Raw genomic sequence first — 20,045 nt, 5'->3', positions numbered from 1 at the left:
TCCTGACGGACAAGAAGTGAGGGAGGTTTCCATGATATCAAGGGTTCATTGCCAAGGCGCTCGCGGTAGCAAGCCAGAAGTCGGCACCCTGCAGGAGCAAGCTCGATGAGCGCGCCCGATTACATCATCGTCGGCAGCGGCATCAATGCCCTGGTCTGCGCTGCCATCCTCGGTGGCAAAGGCGCAAAAGTGCTGGTGCTTGAGCGCAACGACCGCATCGGCGGTTGCATCCGGACAGAAGAGATCACCGAGCCGGGCTTCATCCACGATGTCATGGCCACGACCTTCGTCTTGTTCATCACTTCGCCGGCCTATGCGGCCTTGGCTGCCGATCTTGGCCGTCATGGGCTCGAATTCTGCCACACGTCCATGCCGACGGCCGTATTGAGGCCCGACGGAAGCCACGCGATCCTGCACAACGATCGCAAGGCCAATATCGAAGCCTTCAACGCCCTCGGCGTGGGCGACGGTTCGCAATACAGCGCGGATGTCATGAGCGTCGAAGCCAATGCGGGCACGCTCTTCAGCCTGCTCGGCAGCGAGCTCTGGAAATGGTCAACGCTGAAGCTGATGCTGGGCGAGGCCTGGCGCAAGGGTCCGCGCGGGCTCGCTGCCTTCCTTGGCGAAATGCTGACCCCAGCGCGGAGCTGGCTCGAGAGCAGCTATCGATCCGAGACCATGCGCGCCTTGTGGGCACCGTGGGTGCTGCATGCCGGGCTTGACCCGGAAGATGCCTTTTCGGCCCAGATCGGCAAGGTCATCGGCTTCGCTCTCGAAGCGGCCGGCGCGCCCATCGTCAAGGGCGGAGCGCGGAATGCGCTGTCCGCTTTCGAAGCCCTGATCAAGGAACGCGGGGGAACGATTCGAACAAGAGCTGATGTCGACCGGATCGTCCTGTCGTCGGGTCGGGCCACCGGTGTTCGCCTCACCTCGGGCGAAGAGATCTCGGCTGGCAAGAGCGTCATCTGCTCGGTCACCCCGACCCAGCTTCACGAGCGCCTGCTTGGCGGCGCGAAGCCTGAAGCCGATCCCGACGCGGTGAAGAAATATCGCTACGGCAAGGGCAATTTTCAGATGCACTATGCGCTCGACCGCCCGCCCGAATGGGCCAACGCCGAGCTCGGCAAGGTCGCACTGCTGCATCTGACGCCCGGCCTCGATGGCGTGTCCAAGGCCTGCAACGAGGCAGTCCGTGGCATGCTGCCGGAGGCTCCCACGATCTGCGTCGGCCAACCGCACGCGCTCGATCCGTCACGTTGTCCGCAAGGCAAAGCCATCCTGTGGCTTCAGTTGCCGGAGGCACCACGCACGCTAAAGGGCGACGCGGCAGGAAAGCTGGACGTCCCCGCGGAGGGGAACTGGACGCCGGAACTGCGGGAAGCCTATGCCGACCGCGTCGAGGCGATCCTTGCGGCGCATATCAAGGGGTTCCGCGAGACCGTCCTTGCGCGCAGGGCCTATTCGCCGGCCGATCTGGAAGCCATAAACATCAATCTTGTCGGAGGCGATCCTTATGGCGGCTCGTCGACCATCGACCAGGCGTTCCTCTGGCGTCCTTTCAAAACAAGTCGCAACCACAAAACAGACATCAAGGGGCTGTATCACATTGGAGCCTCGACCCATCCAGGCGCGGGGCTAGGCGGCGGATCGGGCTTCCTTCTTGCCAACAAGCTCTGACTGCCAGACTAACAACCGCCGACACGCGATGTCGGCATGTACGCCGTGTCGGCAATTCGTTCGATCGAGGCGCCCTTGAACCGGCGGCATAGTACCTCGGCATGATAGCGCGGCGCCTCGGAAATATCGGTGGGGGACCTAAACTGCTGCAGCGGCGAACTAGATCTCTCGTTCGCGGTTTGCGTCGTGAGAGAGTTAGCCAGAGCCTCGCCGCAATAGCATCCAGTGCTGTGATTGGCTGACCGTTGTGAAATGGCTTTTCAGGTAGTCGCCGTAGATCTCCAGCAAGACAGCGACCGTTTCCTCGCAACATCCTCCCCGCGAGAAGTTCACAGGGTATATCACGAAGTCTGCGTTGGCGAAGACAATATCTGGCTTGGGATAGACTGTACGACTGAAAGAAATCCCCACGTCCCACCAAAGCGGTGCTCCCTTCGATGGTTTGAGGTTCAGAGCAAATGAAAAGGGGTCGGTCAATGCCAGGACCAAGAGGTGGCTGTCAGGAGAGATGTACTGGCGCAATAGCCCAAGCCCCTCATCGATTCGCGCTGGTACGTCTCCGGCTCTTGAATAGGCTGTAGCCCAGTTAGAGCTGCGCGGAATTGTGAAGTCTCTCAAGCGAGTCGCTTCAAATGTATCGGCAAAGTCAGCCTCACGCCGCATCGAGCCGGCAACATAGGCATTGATGAGACTCAGGGCATCTCTTCCTGCCACATTGGCGATCAGCAGAAGGATTGTGCCAAAAGCAGCCACCGAGGAGACGGCGGTCATCCGACTTTTCCTGAACAGTGTGGGCGTCGACGAGGAACTGCGTTGAGATTGGATCAGTAAGATGATCGCGGCAATCGGTAGAAGGGGGACATTGCTTCCTTCCGAGGCATTTCCAACCGTCAAGACCATGGCGGATGCCACCAGACCCCAGAAGACTATACTGGATTGAACTGCCGCTCCAAACGGCATCTCGCCGCGCCGATATCGTACGACAACCAGAGCAAGCCAACAGCCAACCAGAAGAAGAGCAGACAGTATATTCGCCTCGAGCGAGTGCTTAAGCCACAAAAAACGCAGGGCGACCGACTGGGACTTTCCGGCGGCAGAGAGATCTCGCAAGTAGGCCATGGGATCGAGGCCGCTCACGGCCGAGGTGACCAGGCAAAAGGTAAGAAAGCTAGTGACGGTCATCCAGTGGCCACGGCGCAGGTCTTGCCTGCCTAGAGAGGCAAGAAGGACGGCAGCCCCTCCAATAACGAAGAAGCTGATCTTGCACAGGAAAAGGAGCCCTAAGAGAATTCCGGCGGAGATGGCGTCAAAAGTTGCGCGATTGGACTTGCCTGGCTGATCGTGCAGGAAGAGTTGCACCGCGAGGATGGAAATTAGAACCCATCCATAGCGGTTGTAGATCATCGCATATGTTGTGATTGATGACGAATATCCCAGCGGCCGGACTGCCAAGATGAGCAGCAGAATGAACAGTGTCGACAGGAAAGCCAAAGGAGCAGGCAGCTTGCGAAACAAGACAAGCATTGCCCAAGGCATGACAACGCCAAAGAAAAGCAAAATCCCGACTGATATGCCCTTCAGCGACGTGCCCGCGACATAAATACCTAGACCGCTGAGCCAGTAAACCAATGGCCCTATCGGCGTGTAGAAGTCACTATGCGGCACTTGGCCGTTGACTATCCGCCACCCACCATCGAGCTGGATGAAGACGTCCCAGGGTGCCATGATGACGGGCGGCGATATGGTGAACGAGACGACCCCAAGGGTAAGGACCAATAGTGCGGCAAGCGTCAGCCAAGCGATGTTGGAAAGACCGACGATCCGGTGATGTTCTCTGCCTGTTTCGGCTGCCACAAGACGATCATTTGTCATCGTTATCTTCCGCCTCAAGGAGCAGCACCCAGTCGTGGTCACCACCGGCATTGTTCCTGTTGGGGCGGAACCGCTCCGTGTCGCCGGCAATGAACGGCGACAGCTGGGCTTGGAAACTTCCGCCGCCGACCGGATCCCACCAGACGGCTCGCACTTGCCTTCCTGCAAGGGGGCCCATTTTCAGTGTGATCTGGCGATCGTCCGAAAGGTAGATCACTGCCATGGAGCCGTCGGCGCTTCGCGCAGCGACGTTGCGCAACTGACCGTCTGATTGGCCTTTTACGAGAAAGCGGTTGTTGACGTCTGGAACGAGATCTTGCCAGCGCAAACGCCGGAAGAGATCCGTTAACCGGGCCATGCTCCGGCTGCCTTCGCTGTCGAGTGCTTTTCTCCAGCCTGGCGGTGCATGGAAGAAATCCACGCCGTCGAAGTACCAGATGGGCGAATTCCCGAAGACTTGGCCGGAAGCGCCGGTGAGAAGCGCCTGGTAGGCCTGCCCCCGCAATCGTCGCGTGGTGATATCTGGCCCGTTTTCATATTGGCTCTCGATCAGGATGAACGGCATTGTCGGAGTGTGCAAATACTGGTTCCGAGCTTCGGTAGAGACCGGTCCCCAAGTATAGACGTTGTTCAGAGTCAACCAGGCTGCTTGCGGCCACAAATCCGCCCCTGCCGTTCCGGTGCTGTTGTGCGATGTTTGCAGGGCATTCGGTTCAGTCTCGTACAGTCCTTGTGCGACTGCCTGCACGAGATCGCGTTCCGGTGGATTGAGATCGCCGTTCTCGACCCAGAGGATGTTCTGGTAGTGACCGAAGCGCATTCCAAGGAAGCGGCCATATTCTCTGAGCTTTTCGACCCCGCTGGCCTGCATCTCACGATACCAGCCTTCAGCGCCATCGCCGGCGCCGGAGTAGCAGGGGGCCAGAAGGACGAGCATACCATGCTCGGCGGCTCGCTTGATGACCCATTCTGCATGCCTGAAATATGCTTCATTCGGGGTTCCGAAATTTCCCTTCCTCAGGAAGGGTTCATCCCCGTAGGCATTGGCCGGAGCGTTGCTGGCGAACTTGTTTTCGATGAGATTCATAAGGATAGCGTTGAAACCGCGCGCCTGGCGGTCTCCGAGATAGAAATCCACATCCTCGCGGGTCAACTGGGCTATCAATGACCAGGCGGCGTCGCCCGTAAGGAAAAAGGGGTTACCTGCCGAGTCAATCAAATACCTGTTGTTGGCTGACACTTTCAGAGGAAACGACACCGGTCTCGCCTGAGAGGCCTCCTGCAGAGATACCGGTCGGCTTTCAAGGACGGAATGCTCGCTGATCCCGAGGGCGGGCGGATTTCCGGCGGCCGTCAACAACGCGAAGCCCGCGACACAGAGGGCGTAGAGCGAGACGACCGCGCCTCTCGGAACCTTGCACTGCAGGAACGAGAATGCCATTTCAGCGACTGCGCCAAGTGAACAGCGCGGTAGCGCTATAGTTCCAGCCCAACCCGACGATGATTCCAGCGAGCGCAGACAGCCACCAGGAATAGTGAGACGTGAAGAAGGTGTTCGCAACGCCGACATTGGCGAGCGCGCCGACCGTGCAGACCGCGTAGAACGAGAGAAGCGCTCGCGTCATCGCCCCAAAGCCGCGCACACGTTTGTCCCTGTAAGTGAAAATGTTGTTGAGGAAGAAGTTCCAAGTCATCGCCGTCAAGGTTGCGACTGCCTGTGCCGACACGAACGAAAACTGGCCGATACGCAGAAGCATGCCGAGAGTGCCCATATGTACAACTACGCCCAGCGCGCCCACCGCAGCAAACATGAACAATCTCACGGGCACCCGGCGGCCGATGAGCTTGTCAAGAACCAGCGTGAGGAATTCCAGCGACACGAGCGTATCAAGCTTGCTTTCGCCATGCTCTCTCTGCCGAAAGACATAGGGCAACTCGACGACTTGGAGTTTCCCGGGGGACGAGGCGACGATATCGAGAAGGATCTTGTATCCTTGTGCCGTGAGATGGCGGACAGCCTCGTCAAACTTCGAGCGCCGAAGCATGAAAAAACCGCTCATCGGATCGGCGAGTTCCGTCTTCGTGACCAGCCGCGACAACACTGTCGCAAAGCGGCTGATTCTGTGCCGTGTCTTGTTCCAGGAACCGACGCCACCATCCGCGGTGTAGCGAGAGCCAACCACGAGATCGACGTTGTTGCGGCTCAGTATTGCGTACATCTTGGAGAGAAGACGCTCGTCGTGCTGCATGTCCGCGTCAATGACCGCGACGTATGGGGTCGATGTGCTCAATATTCCTTCGACGACTGCCGACGACAGTCCCCGCCGGCCAAGCCGCTGAAGAAAACGAACATGCGCATCAGTACGCGCCACCGCCGAAAGAACGTCGATCGTCCCGTCTGGAGAATCGTCATCGACGAAGATGACCTCCCAAGCAATTCCGTCGAGTGCCAGGCGAAGCTTCTCAATCAGCGGGACAACATTGTCCGCTTCCTTGAAGGTCGGAACGATAACCGCAACGTCCGCGACGCGGGTGTGCCATGGCTGCGAAGTTGGAATCGCGATGTTCAGAGCGTCCGACATTCCAGCTCTCCAAGTTTCCGCCTCGAACCGGCTTGGATAAGATGGATTTTGCGACGGAACCGTCTGCGAACAACTTGACCAATACGAGCACTTCTATCGTCCGAATTCGCGGTCCACAGTGCTTGGGTCGTCGAAAGGCTTAAGCTGGTGCACCTAAGGAGCGGCTGCCAAAGGCCGGGTTCTTGGTACTGGTCGAGGCCCAGAGCAGGCGTAGCGTCAGCGCCCCGACCGGAGCCAGGCGATGCCATCGCTCTCCGGCGAATATCGACTTGTAGCGGGCATAGGCGAGCTTCGCATTGGCGATCGCCGCCTTGCCGTGCAGGCGCTCTGCGGCCCCCTTGTCGGCCAGCCTGTCGAGCCGCTTGTCGACGGCGGTGTCGATACGGGTGACGAAGAAGCCGGCAACCGAATCGATCTTGAAAATGTCGCCGCCGACCTGCTGCAGATCCGCAAGCCCGGGAAAATAGGCCTCTGCTACCTACTCGTGGACCTTCACCGAGAACAGCAAGGTGATGTTGATGTGCAGGCGGCGGCTGACCAGGGTCCGGATGGCCGGTATGCCTGCCGGGGTTGCCGGCACCTTGATCATCAGATTGAGGCGTTCCACTGCCGCCCACAGCCGCATGGCTTCCTTTATCTCGAAAATCGTGGGGTTCGAGGTCGTGCCTCTTATCCCGTCCTTCTCAATGAACGATCGTAGCTTGCCCCTATCGATCAGACTGCGCTTCAGATAGTCCAGCCAAACCGCCTGCTTCGAGTTGCTTGAGCGGGCTATTCATGGCGTATGCCTCCTCCGCCCCACACCTGCTCTCTGGCGGCAAGCACCTCCTGGGGCGTGAAGCCGAATTTCTTGAGCAGTGCCGAGGAATTGGTGGGGGTTGTGATCCAGCGACGGTGGCCAACGGGATCGCGGTGATGCTTAGCTAAACTGGGGGACCTAGCTGGCTCGGAAAGATGCGCGATGTTCGATCACATCGTCGGGCAAAAGCGCTATAAGGCTCTGCCCAAACAAATCAGGAGAAAACATGGAAACCGTGGAAATCAGCAACCGTAGCGACTTCGCCGTGTGGGCGATTCAGCGGGCGCAGGAAATCGTGACGGCAGAAGGCGCCGCCTTTGCAATAGCCGCTCGCGATATGAACGAGGAAGCGCTGGCGGAGACCGCCGCAGCACTTGGCAAGGCGATCAGTGAGGCTATGCTCGAGGTCTTCGATGGGCTGGTCGGTGATTAGATTTCGCCTTTGGAACTTCAGACAGCGTTGGCGGCACGGTCGAGTGTTTCTTCAGCGAAAGACCGCGATCCTTTGACTGCCAAACGCTTCACTTGATCTTGGGCAAGCTGCCGATACGGAAATGCACCGACATCTTCGCCACGATGCCACCTGTCGCCGGCCGGCCACCACTCGACCACAGGCCGAGAGCCGACTGGTGGCGATGAGTTGTCTTGGCGGGCGTTGCGCGAGATAATTTCTCGATTGGCCGATTTTGGGGAATTCCATTCCTGTCAAATCCCCTCAACTTCGGGCAATGGTGCGCCTACCGGGACCCGGATTGTCGAGACCAAGGTCGATTGCATGCTACGATTAGTCACCCGTTATCGAATGTGCAGCGTCTTCGAATGACGCGGCGGCGATGCTATTTCGCCCAGATGACCTGACTGAAACGTGAGCTTGAAATGACATTCCCAACTGTAGCGGCCGGCGCCGACCGGCATGAGCGCGCACAAGCCGCGCCGCCCATGGTCACGTTTGAGGCCGTGACCAAACGCTACGGCAGCGCCGCGAAATCCTTCACCGCGCTCGACGGCGTGGACATGACCGTCGGCCGCGGCGAGATTACCGGCATCATCGGCCGCTCCGGCGCCGGCAAATCCACGCTGATCCGGCTCGTCAACGGCCTCGAGAAGGCGAGTTCGGGCAAGGTGATTGTCGACGGCACAGAAGTTGGCCGGCTGAACGACGCGGGCCTGCGCGGCCTGCGGCGCGAGGTTGGGATGATCTTCCAGCATTTCAACCTACTGTCGTCGCGCACTGCGTTCGACAATGTGGCACTGCCACTGGAGATTGCCGGCCTCAGCCGCGCCGAGATCAAGGGCAAGGTCGAGCCGCTTCTCGATCTCGTCGGCCTCGGCGACAAGGCGGCGAGCTATCCGTCGGAACTGTCAGGCGGGCAGAAGCAGCGGGTGGGCATCGCCCGAGCACTGGCCACATCGCCGAAGCTCTTGCTCTCCGACGAGGCAACCTCCGCGCTCGATCCGGAAACGACGCAGTCGATCCTGGCGCTCCTGAAGCAGATCAATGCCGAACTCGGCCTGACGGTCCTGCTGATCACGCACGAGATGGAGGTGGTCAAGACCATCGCCTCCCACGTCGCCGTCATCGACCAGGGGCGCATCGTCGAGCAAGGCTGCACCTTCGACGTCTTCACCGCCCCGAAGCACGAGACGACGCGAATTCTCTTGTCGTCCACGTTGGGCACGAGCTTGCCGGAATGGTTGCGCTCGGGCCTGAAGAACGAGCCTTCCGCGGGCGACCGCATTCTCGTGCGCCTCACTTTCTTCGGCGCGACGGCCTTCCAGCCGCTGACGGCGCGGCTGGTCACCGAGATCGGCGGCGACGTCAACATTCTTGCCGGCGCCATCGAGGAGATCGCGGGCGAGCCCTTCGGGACGCTCGTCGTCTCCTATCCGGCCGCGCCTGAAATCATCGACCGCGCCAACCGCTTCTTCGCCGCAACCGGCCTGTCCACGGAGGTGCTCGGCTATGTCGCCTGAGATGCTTTTCGGCCTGCTCTGGAAGTCGCTGCTACAGACACTGCACATGGTGGCCGTGTCGGGCCTGATCGGATCGTTGATCGGCCTGCCCATCGGGGTTTTCCTGGCCACCAGCGGGAAGGACGAGCTGTTCCCCGCGCCGAAGCTCAACTATGCGATCGGGCTTGTCGTCAATGCCGCGCGATCCACGCCGTTCATCATCATGGTCGTGGCAATCATCCCGTTCACGCGGCTTTTGACCGGCACCTCGATCGGCACCACGGCGGCCATCGTGCCCCTGACCATCGCCACCGTTCCCTTCTTCGCCCGCCTAGTCGAGGCGGCGATCCGGGAGATCGACAAGGGGCTGATCGAGGCCGCCCGCGCCATGGGCGCGACGCCGATGCAGATCGTCTTCAAGGTGCTTCTGGCCGAGGCCCGGCCGGCCATCCTACTGGCCTTCACCATGACCATCGTCAGCCTGATCGGCTATTCGGCGATGGTCGGCGCGGTCGGCGGCGGCGGCCTGGGCGACCTCGGCATCCGCTACGGCTACCAGCGCTTCATGCCGGACGTGATGCTGGCTGTGGTGATCGTGCTGATCGTTCTCGTGCAGTTGGTGCAGAGCGCGGGCGACGCGCTTGCCCGGCGCTTCGACAAGCGCAACCGCAAGAGCTGATTTCAATCCTCCCAAGTCTTGTCATCATCAAGGAGAGACACATGATGAAGTTCCTCGCCACGGCGGCGCTCGCCGCCCTCGTCAGCTTCCCGGCGCTGGCCGAAGACATCAAGGTCGGCGTCACGCCCGGCGAACACGCGCAGATCATGGAGAAGGTCAAGGAGATCGCCGCCAAGAAGGGCCTCAACATCGAGATCCTGGAATTCTCCGACTACGTGGTGCCGAACCAGGCGCTCGCCGACGGCGACCTCAACGCCAACTCCTTCCAGCACCAGCCCTATCTCGACAACCAGATCGCCGATCGTGGTTTCGATCTGGTCAGCATCGGCAAGACCATCACTACCCCGATGGGCGTCTATTCGAGGAAGGTGAAGAATCTTGGCGAACTCGCCGAAGGCGCAACCGTCGCGATCCCGAACGACCCGACCAATGGCGGCCGCGCGCTGCTGGTTCTTGCCAAGGAAGGCCTCATCAAGGTCAATCCGGAAGCTGGTCTGAAGGCTGGGCCGGCCGATGTCACCGAAAACCCGAAGAACATCAAGTTCTCCGAACTCGACGCCGCCCAGCTTCCCCGCTCGCTCGACGACGTCGATGCGGCCGTCATCAACACCAACTACGCGCTGGAAGCCGGCCTGCATCCGCAGACCGACGCTATTGCCATCGAAGGCCAGGAGTCGCCCTATGCCAACCTGATCGTCGTGCGCAGCGCCGACAAGGATGCGCCGTGGGCCAAGGCGCTTGTCGAAGCCTATCATGACGACAGCATCAAGGCGTTCATCAACGACGAGTTCAAGGGCGCGCTGATCCCGTCCTGGTAAGCCCACACGGGCAATAGCGCGTAGCAACAAAACTGCCCGAACTGCGACGCCCGGCTGAGCGCCCGCCGGGCGTCGTGCATTCGGCACGTTCCAGCGAACCGGCTGAAGAAGTTCAGCCCCCGAAGATTCCCCGTGTGATCGGCGCCGCCTGCATCACAGCGTTGCCGCAAGTGCTTCCATTTTCTTGCGTTGATCCGGATCAGGCAACGAACCGCGTAAGGCGCCCAGATTGTCAGTCATATGCGCGGGATCGGCGGTGCCGGGGATAACGGCCGTTACTCGCGGATCGCTGAGCAGAAACTTCAGAAAGAACTGGCTCCAGTCTTCGGCAAAGCCTTGCGCCCAATCCGGGATGGGCTTGCCGTGCACGGCGCGAAAGAGCCGGCCACGCCCGAGCGGCACGGCGGTCAGCACCGCGGCCTTGACGTCGGCCGCGACCGGCAGGACGCGCTTCTCCGCTTCGCGATCGTCGAGCGAGTAGTCGATCTGCACAAAGTCCGGCTTCTCACGCCGGAGCACCGCTTCGACCGCGGGAAAGTCCTCGTGGCTCGTCGACGTGATCCCGATATAGCGGCACAGGCCCTCCCCCTTCCAATCCTTGAACCGGGCAAGCGATTGTCTGGGATTGCTCACATTGTGCAATTGCAGCAGATCGAAGCGTTGCATCTGCAATCGCTTCTGCGAACGCTTGAGCTCGGCCGCGTCGGGCGCTTCGAGCTTGGTGGCCATGAATATCTTGTCCCGCAGCCCGGCTGACGCGATGGTCTCGCCGAGAACGGTCTCCGCATCGCCGTAAACCGACGAGGTGTCGACGAGGCGACCGCCCCCGGCTATCAACGCACGCAGAACCGCCGCCGCCTTTCCTCGGGTTTCCTCGTCGTCGGTGTCAAATACGCGCGCGGTACCAAGCCCAACTGCCGGCAGCTTTTCGCCGGTTCTTGGAATGGCGCGAGTGAGCAGCGTCGAAGTTTGTGCAAACGCTGGAAAAGCCACACACGCCATGGCGCTTGCGATGGTGAATTGGCGACGGGTCAGGTTGACGCTCATGCGCTTTCTCCTTTCGGCGCTTCCATCTCGATGAGTGCGGCACGGCGTTGCTGGGTTCGGCCCAGAGCGACCGAGAGAAGAAGCCATGCAGCCACCACGGGTATGGCCACCAGCGCGATGCCGCCGAACTTGAGCCCCAGCGCCTGCAGGCTGTCGAACACCCAGCCATATGCGGCATCCGAGCCACGATAGATGACGACGTCGATCAGGTTCTTCGCCTTGTATTTCTCGCCGCGCTCGAGGACGGTGAAGAAGACCTGCCGCGCCGGATTGGCAATCGCGAAATTCATCCAGCGCTGGACCACCTGGAGAGCGATCACTACCGCCAGCGTAGGCGCCAGAAACAACGCGGCAAATCCGGCGATATAGACGGCTGGCAAGGCTGCGGCCGCCGCACCGGTGCCCCAACGCCCCAGCACCTGCGCGGTGGCAAAGACCTGTGTTGCCAAGCTGAGGAGGCCGACAGCAAGATCGATGCCGGCAAAGATGCGCGTCTGCGCGTCGCGCTCATGCACCGCCGCGGCAATGATGTTGGCCTGTTCGAGGTAGACGATGGTAGCGCCAAACGACAACAGGCTAACCCACGCGGCGATGCCGAGCAGATAGGGCGAGCGGATCAGTTCCGGCAGGGCAGCGAAGGCATTGCCGCCGATGCGGGTGGGCTCGGCGCGAACGGCGGCGTGCCCGGCGGGCGGTGCGGTAGCCGCGCGCTCCAGGCGATAAGCGCAAAAAACCGCCACTTCCAAAAGCGCCGCAGCAGGAATGAGAAGGTTGACGGAGCCAAGCGGCTTCGAAAGCCCAATGGTGATGATCGGCCCCAACAGCCCACCGGCAGTGCCTCCGGCGCCGATAAAGCCGAACAGGCGCTTGCCCTGCTCGGCGGTGAACAAATCCGCCATGAAGGACCAGAACACCGCAACCGCAAACAGGCTGAACACGCTGACCCATACGAAGAAGACGCGAGCGACCTCTACAGGCGCGACATTAAGGGTCAGCAACAGCCAGAAGGCGGCAAGGTTGATGACAAAGAAGTGATAAACGATTGGAATGAAGCGCGCACGCGGCAGCCTCGCTACCAGCGCGCCATAAATCGGTTGCGTTGCAAGCAGCGCGACGAATGTCGCGGTGAGCAACCAAGGGAGATGCTGCACGCCGCCGGCGATGCCCATCTGGTCGCGCAGCGGCCTCAGCACGTAATAGCCGGCAAGCAGTGAGAAGAAATAGCCAAACGACCACAGCGCCGCGGTTCGTTCCTCCGGCGTTGCCGGGACAGCTGCCGCCAGGCCTCGTTGTCCGGCGGCGATGATGCTTCCCAGGGAACGGGTGTGGGGTCCGAAAACGTCGTTCCACTGCGTTCGCGTCATGGCAGCGACAGTTTCCGCTTCAATTCAGCTGCGCTCACCTGCTGGCCGTAGCCCGGACCGCCCTGCTGGAAGCTGCGCGCGTCGGCAAGCTTGCCGACCACAACCGGATCGAAGCCTGCATCGCGGACGAGCCCGGCCGCGGTCTGCACGGCTTCGTCGTCATCGCCGGCAATCGGTATGGCAAGCTTAGGAGGGGAACGATTGGCCTCGCTCGCAAGAACCTTGTAGTTGAGCGTATTGAACGCGCGCACGAGCCGCGTCCCGGCAAGGTATTTTTGGGAAACCAAACCGATGCCGTTGCGCTCAACCTCGGTGACGATCGCCACGCCATCGCGCCGCGCAATGGCGTTGCAGGCATCAAGAACGATCTTGCCCTTCATTGCAGCGCCATAGTCCCGACCGATCTCAGGCAGCGCACCGTAGGGGACAGCGACGAACAGCACATCGCCGAACGCGATCGCCTGTTCGACAGTGCCGGCTTTCGCCAATTCGCCGAGGCCCGCGACGAACTCTCTGAGCTCGTTGGGATGACGCGAGGAGAACAGAACCGGATGACCGGCCTTGACCCAGAGCGTACCGACTGTGCTGCCGATATGGCCCGACCCGATAACACCGATGCGAAGCTTGCCTTGAGCGCCAGCGCGCAACGGCCGTACGACCATCCCTAGGATCAGCGCGGCGCCGGCACTCAACACCGTACGACGTTTGATCCCATTCTCGCGCAGAATGCTGACGGTTTCAGTGGATTCTTGCCTGGGCATGCAAGCCTCCGTACGTCCTACTTCAGCTTCAATGCGATATCGGCCTCTCCGGCCCCAAGATCAAAGTCGCTGCCATCATTTCTCGGTGATCGACAAGGTTCGCCGTTTCGGCCGCTGGCATAAAGGATGATCCCGAAAAGCCGCTGACTTTTCGGATAAGACCATGCTCAGACACAAAAGCTTGGAGCGCGATGGCGATCAACGGAGCGGATCGTGCTAGAGCGGGTGCTGGAAGTCGGAAACGGAGAATCTCGAATGGCCCCTCATGACGCAATCGGCGCTATCGCTGAAGAAGCCATCTCCTGGCGGCGGCAGATACACCAGTTTCCGGAACTGCTGTTCGACCTGCCGAAGACATCGGCTCTGGTGGCGGAGAAGCTGAAGGAATTCGGCTGCGACGAGGTCGTGACGGGCATCGCCAAGTCCGGTGTGGTTGCCATCATCAAGGGCCGCCGCGTAGGCGGGCGCACGATTGGACTCAGGGCAGACATGGACGCCCTGCCGATGTCGGAGCAGACCAACCTGCCGCATGCGTCGAAGGTGGAAAACATGATGCATGCCTGCGGTCATGACGGCCACACGGCCATGCTGCTCGGCACCGCCAAACATCTTTCCGCCACGCGCGATTTTGCGGGCACCGTGGTGCTGATCTTCCAGCCCGCCGAAGAAGGCGGTGGCGGCGGCCGGGTGATGATCGAGGAAGGCGTTCTGGGAAGAGCGGGTGGACGGCAACTGGCCCTGCACCATGGGCTCGGAGGACTTTTCCTATATGCTGGAAAAGCGGCCGGGCGCGTTCATCTGGATCGGCAACGGCGACTCGGCCGACCTTCACCATCCCGCTTATGACTTCAACGATGGCGCGATCGTCCACGGCATCCGCTATTGGACCGAACTGGTGTCGCAGCGACTGAATGGCTGAAGGCGGTTGAGTATCCCTTCGCGGTGAATTGCGCCTAAATACCGGTAATCCATTTGCTGCCTGCAGCCGCGCACGGCGAGGATGCAGGCAATTCCGCAACGGAGGCATTACGCGCATGAAGCTGGGAAAAACCATCCTTGTCGTTTTGCTGCTGATCGGCGGTATCGGGGCAGCGCATGCCGAGACCGCTGAGCGACCGGCACCGTCGGGCGGAATCCTGTCACTGCTCCCGAAGGCGCGAACCTCCGATCATTCCATCGAAGTTGACAGGCGCACGCTCGATTACCAGGCAAAGGCCGGTACCGTGTCGCTGCTCTCGGGGAAGGGTGAGGTCACCGCCGAGGTCTTTTATGTCGCCTACGCGCTCCGCTCCGGGGCAAGCCACGAGCCTGACCCTCGCCGCCCGATAACCTTCGTGTTCAATGGGGGACCGGGCGCCGCTTCCGCCTATCTGCATCTTGGCGCCCTTGGTCCGCGTGTCATTGCAACGGCCGAGGACGGACATTTCCTGCCCTCTCCGCAGAGGCTTCTGGACAATCCGAACACCTGGCTCGACATGACCGATCTCGTCTTTGTGGACCCGGTCGGCACGGGCTACAGCCGCGAGGCACCGGGACAGGAGGCGCGGAGTTTTTGGGGCGTCAAACAGGACGCTGCATCCATGGGTGCGTTCATCCGGCTCTTTCTCCTGCAGGAGGGTCGCACGGCGTCGCCGGTCTATCTGGCGGGTGAAAGCTATGGCGGATTTCGAGTGGCGCTGCTTGCCAAGACCCTCCAGGAAGATGTCGGCATCAGCCCGAGCGGCATCGTGCTGATCTCGCCGGCGCTCGAATTCGCCCTCGCCCGTCCCGACGAGTTCCAGCCACTCCATTGGGCGCTCGAGCTGCCATCGCTGGCGGCCGTGCGGTTGAGCAGCCAAGGTGTCACCGGCCCGGCGCTTCGCGAGCGGCTCTCCGAGATCGAACGTTATGCGCTGGGCGACTATCTCACGGCGCTCACGAGCGGGCTGGAGCAAGGCGGGCGGATGGCAAGCGAACGCGTGGCCGACATCACCAGCCTGCCTCTCAATCTGGTCCAGCGGAATTTCGCGCGCATCCCCACGATGCTTTTTGCGAAGGAATTTGCACGGGCCAAGAACCACGTTCTCAGCCCCTATGACGGAACGATCGAAACGGCCGACGTCGCGCCGGAGAGTCTGGGGCTCGACGGCCCCGATCCCGTTCTGGACCGAAGCGTGCCTGTGCTCACCTCGGCCTTTGTCACCTATGCGCGTGAGGAACTGAATTTTCGCACGGAGCTGAGCTACCGACTGCTGAACCGCGAGATCAGCGGCAGTTGGGATTTCGGGATCGGCCCGACCCATCAGGGCTACGCAGGCGTGATGGGTGATCTCCAGCAGGCGCGGGGACTGAACCCAGGCATGGGCGTGCTGATCGTCAATGGCTACACAGACCTTGTGACGCCTTACATGACATCGGCCTACCTCGTCGACCAACTCGCTACTCTGCCGGGCGCGAAGCCCATTCGCACCGAGCTGCTGGAAGGCGGGCACATGATGTATCTCAGGCCCGACAGCCGCAGCGCGCTGAAGAAGGCCGCGTCGGAGCTGTATCAGACGACACAGTGAGGCCGGCATTGGGGCCTGTGACGGCGCTTCACGTGCCTGAGCCGGCCTCCCGGACGACGTGAAGTATGAGGCCGCGCGGTGCATCCCTTTGCCGCGTCGCCCACGATCAGCTTATCGAGCGCCAGATTGGCAATCTGCCATCTTTCAATTCGCGTAAGCGTCACGCGCCACCTGCAGAAAACCAATTCCAAAACGCCGAGCTAGCGAACGGCATTGGCCATCGCAGGCCCTGTTGACGCCTCGCGTCCCCCGATCGCGGCAAAGAAGCATCGCGCCGATCGCGCTCCGGCGCGGCAACAAATAGTATGAATAATATGAATATTGTCACTCACCTGTCACCCATCCCGCTTAATCCGGCCGCCATGGGAAACGGGGCAAAAAGGCAATGTCTGGGGCGGGTTTCGCGGTCGGGCCGAAAGGCGACGAAATCGACGAGCTAGCCTTCGGTGCAGCCCATTCAGCACCCGCCCACACCCTTTCGTCGCCAGCGTCCTCCGGGCGACGAGAGACAACGCGACACCAGAAAGCTAGCAGAAATGTCTTTTCAGTTCTTCGGCTTCGGCCGGCAATTCGCGGGTGAGGCCCGCCAGATGAACCGCATGGCCGTCGCCGGCCATCTTGGCACCATTCTTCCGAAAATCGCGAAGTCCGCCTTGCTTTGCTCCAGCATGCTGACCGCATTGTCCGCGCCCGCACTGGCGCAGGAGCCATGGATCATGGTCCAGCGCACGTTTTTTCCCGACGCGGACCCCGCGCGCGGGCAGGGCGTGACGACCGACGGCACCTATTGGTATTTCTCGGGCACGCATTCGCTCGAAATCGCCGATAACAACTTCAATACGGTCAAAATCGACAAGAATGCGATCGCCAATGAACTGATGATCCCGTCCGATCTGTCGTCTGTTGGGCTGAATCATATCGGCGACATCGATTACGCCAACGGTCTTCTCTACATATCGCTCGACACCAGCAATCGGGACCCGATTACCGGCAACAAATACAGCCACCCCGTTTTCGCTATCTACAATGCCAGCGATCTCAGCTACACCGGACAAGCCTACACGCTGAACCCTCCACACGGCGTTCGTGACATTGCAAGCTGGGTGGCAGTCGATGCGAAGAACGGCCTCGCCTACGGCATGGCCTATGACAACGCCACCGAACTCGCGGTCTACAACCTCTCGGATTTCAGCTTCAAGGAATACATCCCGCTGTCGGCGACCATTGACCAGGCGCAGGGCGGCAAGATTCTTGACGGCTGGATGTATTTTTCCACCGACAATGACGACAAACTGCTGATGCGGGCCAATCTCAAGACCGGACAGGTCGAGACGCTCGGCAATCTCAAGCTTGACGCCGAGCAGGAGGTGGAAGGTCTTACTTTCAGATGGACGAAAGACGGCTGGTCCCTGAACGTTCTTGACCGAGAAGAGAGCTTTCCCGGGAGCCTGGAGGAAGGCGTTGCCTTCTACAAATATCTCCGCCCCTACGGAAACGTGCTGTCAGGCGAAATCCACGCCGATATCAGCGGCGCTCTGATTGCAGACAGCCGTTTCATTCGCGAGGCGACGAACCGCCGGCTTCTCGCTGCCTTCGATGCCGCCGCCGTGCCCTCTGGTACGGTCACCGCATTTGATCAGAAAGGACCAAGCGCTGCCCCCGCCGACACTGATGGCGTGGTGCTCTGGAGCGAGGCCCTCGGCGCGAGCAGCAACGCCAGGGGCGCCGGCTATGCCGCGGATTTCGACCGCTCCTCGGCTGGCCTCATCGCCGGCATTGACGCGCCGATCGGCGATTGGCGCGTCGGTGTTGCAGGTGGCTACAGCCGCACGAGCTTCGATGTTTCGCAACGCGCCGCCTCCGCCTCGAGCAACGATTACGACATTGGTGTGTATGGCGGAACGCAACTTGGCGGCATTGGCCTCCGTATGGGCGCCTCCTATGGCTTGCACGACATTTCGACCGAGCGCAGCGTCGTCTTCCCCGCGTTCAATGAAAAATTGTCGGCTGACTACAGGGCCGCTACGACGCAGGCCTATGGCGAGATGGACTATAAGATCGAGACGGGCCGGGTCGTTCTGTCGCCCTTTGCCGGACTCGCCTATGTGCATCTGAAGACTGATGGCTTCTCGGAAAAGGGCGGCACCGTCGCCGCGCTGTCGAGCAGCGACACCACGTCGGAAAACACCTTCTCGACCATCGGCATGCGTGCATCGACGCCATTCAGCCTCGGCGCAATGAACGGCTGGCTGCATGGCCAGGTTGGTTGGCAGCACGCCTATCAGGACGTCACGACGATGACGAACCTGAGCTTGAACACCGGCGCTTCCTTCGACAGCGTCGGCGTGCCGATCGCCAAGGATGCGCTGGCCCTTGAAGCGGGCTTCGATATCGCACTTTCGAAGCAGGCAACTTTCAGGACGAGCTATTCCGGCCAGATCGCGCGCAAGGTCCAGGATCACGCCATCAAGGTGAGCTTCGATCTGAAGTTCTAAAGCCGGGGTTCCAGCACGCGGCTAAAGGGAGGGGGCAGAGCGGCCATGCTGTTGGCGCGGCCTAAACCCTCATGACCTGCCAGACCACGAGCGATTCCTTCCTCCCCCTGCGAAATCAGGGGGAGTATTTTTTGAGACGGGGCGTGAAAGGGAAGGCGCTCTGTAGCGGTTTGCATAAGCTGTACACACCAGAGACTGCCGAAGTCAGCTTAATGAGTGGCGTGGAAGTGCTGACCTTCATTTGCTTGTTACACGCCCGGAATACCTCTGCTCCCGACGCCGCATGTGCGGTCGCAAGCAGGGGATTGTTCAAATGTCAGATTTCAACCGCCGCATATTCATGAAGGGCGCAGCCGCCACCGCCGGCTTTGCTCTTGCCGCTCCATTCGTGTCGCGCGGAGCTTTTGCCCAGGGCTCCTCGGGCACCGTCAACATCTTCGCCTGGGCCGGCTACATCTCCGACGAGATGCTGGCCGCCTTCGAGAAGGACACCGGCATCAAGGCCGTCTACACGCCCTATGGCACCAATGACGAGTTGCTCAACCAGATGCGGGCCAGCAAGGGCACCGGCTATGACATCATCTGGCCGGCAGTCGACCGCGTGCCGAACTATGTCGAATTCGGCCTCGTGCAGCCGATCGACGAATCCAAGGTGAAGTGGGATCGCGTCCTGAAGAGCGCGCTGACCGGCTCCGAGACCCTCGGCGCAGTCGTCGGCGGCAAGCGCTACCAGGTTCCGACCGACTGGGGCACCGAAGCCCTCACTTTCGACAAGAGCGATTTCCCGCTCGTCTACGGCACCGCTTCCTATGGCGATCTTTGGAAGCCGGAAGCTGCCGGCAAGGCCACCGTGCGCGGACATTCGGGCCTCGTCGGCCTCGGCCTCTGGCTGGAAGCCCAGGGCAAGCTACCGCATCCGATGCGCGACAGCTTCAAGGACGAAGCCACGATGCGCGCCAACTACGACGTGATCATCGCCGAAGCCATTGCCCGCAAGGCCAATATCGCCCAGTTCTGGTCGAACGAGAACGAGGCGCAGGGCGCGTTCCGCACCAACGGCGCCAAGATCGGCCAGACCTGGGATTCCTCGGCTGCCGGCCTGATCAAGGAAGGCCTGCCGGTCGGATTCGTCGCCCCGTCCGAAGGCGCTCTTGCCTGGATGGAAGGCGTTTCGCTTCCCGTCGGTGCGGTCAATCTCGACCAGGCCTACGCGTTCCTCAACTGGATGCTGACGCCCGAGGCCGGCGCGCTTTACGCCAATCACACCTCGATCAACACCACCGCCATTGGGGCCGACCAGCACCTGTCGGAGGCCTCCAAGAACTTCTTCGCCGCCGCCTATCCGGGCGATGCGCTGGAAAAGCTCTGGTGGTGGCCGGTGCAAGACAACTGGTTCGTCGCGCTCCGCAACGAATACCAGGACAAGTTCCTCTCCGCCTGATCGGCGTCGAT

14 protein-coding genes and 2 pseudogenes are annotated in these 20,045 nt (G+C 60.9%); 9 read left to right on the top strand and 7 right to left on the bottom strand.

Going from position 1 to position 20,045, the window contains the following annotated elements; translation table 11 throughout:
- Positions 1 to 105 precede the first annotated feature (105 nt).
- Entirely contained in the window at positions 106 to 1,677 is a 1,572-nt protein-coding gene (locus C7I85_RS04495) for a phytoene desaturase family protein (RefSeq protein ID WP_106722752.1), read from the top strand.
- Between the two features lie 195 nt (positions 1,678 to 1,872).
- Here the strand turns inward: C7I85_RS04495 and C7I85_RS04490 are convergent, their stop codons facing one another.
- From C7I85_RS04490 to C7I85_RS04475, 4 genes and pseudogenes are all read right to left on the bottom strand, one after another.
- Positions 1,873 to 3,549, bottom strand: coding sequence for a hypothetical protein (locus tag C7I85_RS04490; RefSeq protein WP_106722751.1), 1,677 nt, complete (start codon positions 3,547 to 3,549; stop codon positions 1,873 to 1,875).
- Positions 3,539 to 4,990 (bottom strand): DUF4038 domain-containing protein, encoded by a 1,452-nt coding sequence (locus tag C7I85_RS04485; protein WP_106722750.1) that lies wholly within the window; start codon positions 4,988 to 4,990, stop codon positions 3,539 to 3,541. Before C7I85_RS04485 ends, C7I85_RS04490 begins: the two co-directional genes overlap by 11 nt.
- Before the next feature lies 1 nt (position 4,991).
- Positions 4,992 to 6,131: a glycosyltransferase gene (locus tag C7I85_RS04480; RefSeq protein ID WP_106722749.1), complete on the bottom strand. Its 1,140-nt coding sequence runs from the start codon at positions 6,129 to 6,131 to the stop codon at positions 4,992 to 4,994.
- A 139-nt stretch (positions 6,132 to 6,270) separates the two neighbouring features.
- A pseudogene (locus tag C7I85_RS04475) lies at positions 6,271 to 6,720 on the bottom strand (transaldolase family protein).
- Between the two features lie 436 nt (positions 6,721 to 7,156).
- On the opposite strand from C7I85_RS04475, the gene C7I85_RS04470 reads away from it, so the two are divergent.
- The 4 genes from C7I85_RS04470 (at position 7,157) to C7I85_RS04455 (ending at position 10,380) form a co-directional block, all read left to right on the top strand.
- Positions 7,157 to 7,363 (top strand): hypothetical protein, encoded by a 207-nt coding sequence (locus C7I85_RS04470; RefSeq protein WP_106722748.1) that lies wholly within the window; start codon positions 7,157 to 7,159, stop codon positions 7,361 to 7,363.
- Between the two features lie 443 nt (positions 7,364 to 7,806).
- On the top strand, positions 7,807 to 8,904 hold the full coding sequence (locus C7I85_RS04465) for a methionine ABC transporter ATP-binding protein (RefSeq protein WP_428832815.1): 1,098 nt from the start codon (positions 7,807 to 7,809) through the stop codon (positions 8,902 to 8,904).
- The gene (locus C7I85_RS04460) at positions 8,894 to 9,562 is read left to right on the top strand and encodes a methionine ABC transporter permease (RefSeq protein WP_106722747.1); all 669 of its coding nucleotides are present in this window, start codon (positions 8,894 to 8,896) and stop codon (positions 9,560 to 9,562) included. The genes C7I85_RS04465 and C7I85_RS04460 overlap by 11 nt, the downstream gene beginning before the upstream one ends.
- Positions 9,563 to 9,603: 41 nt before the next feature.
- Positions 9,604 to 10,380, top strand: a complete 777-nt coding sequence (locus tag C7I85_RS04455; RefSeq protein WP_106722746.1) for a MetQ/NlpA family ABC transporter substrate-binding protein — start codon at positions 9,604 to 9,606, stop codon at positions 10,378 to 10,380.
- A 153-nt stretch (positions 10,381 to 10,533) separates the two neighbouring features.
- On the opposite strand, the gene C7I85_RS04450 is transcribed toward C7I85_RS04455, so the two are convergent.
- Genes C7I85_RS04450 through C7I85_RS04440 form a run of 3 tightly spaced genes read right to left on the bottom strand, consistent with a single transcriptional unit; the run spans position 10,534 to position 13,552 of the window.
- Positions 10,534 to 11,427: an aldo/keto reductase gene (locus tag C7I85_RS04450; protein ID WP_181257083.1), complete on the bottom strand. Its 894-nt coding sequence runs from the start codon at positions 11,425 to 11,427 to the stop codon at positions 10,534 to 10,536.
- Entirely contained in the window at positions 11,424 to 12,791 is a 1,368-nt protein-coding gene (locus C7I85_RS04445) for an NTP/NDP exchange transporter (protein ID WP_181257082.1), read from the bottom strand. The genes C7I85_RS04450 and C7I85_RS04445 overlap by 4 nt, the downstream gene beginning before the upstream one ends.
- On the bottom strand, positions 12,788 to 13,552 hold the full coding sequence (locus tag C7I85_RS04440; protein ID WP_106722744.1) for an NADPH-dependent F420 reductase: 765 nt from the start codon (positions 13,550 to 13,552) through the stop codon (positions 12,788 to 12,790). The genes C7I85_RS04445 and C7I85_RS04440 overlap by 4 nt, the downstream gene beginning before the upstream one ends.
- Before the next feature lie 255 nt (positions 13,553 to 13,807).
- Here C7I85_RS04440 and C7I85_RS04435 point away from each other — a divergent pair.
- From C7I85_RS04435 to C7I85_RS04420, 4 genes and pseudogenes are all read left to right on the top strand, one after another.
- Positions 13,808 to 14,471: pseudogene (locus tag C7I85_RS04435) on the top strand (amidohydrolase).
- 115 nt (positions 14,472 to 14,586) lie between these two features.
- Positions 14,587 to 16,098, top strand: coding sequence for a S10 family peptidase (locus C7I85_RS04430; RefSeq protein ID WP_106722743.1), 1,512 nt, complete (start codon positions 14,587 to 14,589; stop codon positions 16,096 to 16,098).
- Positions 16,099 to 16,634: 536 nt separating this feature from the next.
- On the top strand, positions 16,635 to 18,593 hold the full coding sequence (locus tag C7I85_RS04425) for an autotransporter outer membrane beta-barrel domain-containing protein (protein WP_106722742.1): 1,959 nt from the start codon (positions 16,635 to 16,637) through the stop codon (positions 18,591 to 18,593).
- A gap of 313 nt (positions 18,594 to 18,906) precedes the next feature.
- Positions 18,907 to 20,034, top strand: a complete 1,128-nt coding sequence (locus tag C7I85_RS04420) for an extracellular solute-binding protein (RefSeq protein WP_106722741.1) — start codon at positions 18,907 to 18,909, stop codon at positions 20,032 to 20,034.
- Positions 20,035 to 20,045 lie beyond the last annotated feature (11 nt).

It is taken from the genome of Pseudaminobacter soli (ex Li et al. 2025) (assembly GCF_003012705.1).
GTDB lineage: Bacteria > Pseudomonadota > Alphaproteobacteria > Rhizobiales > Rhizobiaceae > Pseudaminobacter > Pseudaminobacter soli.
This window is presented reverse-complemented; position numbering and strand designations above follow the sequence as displayed.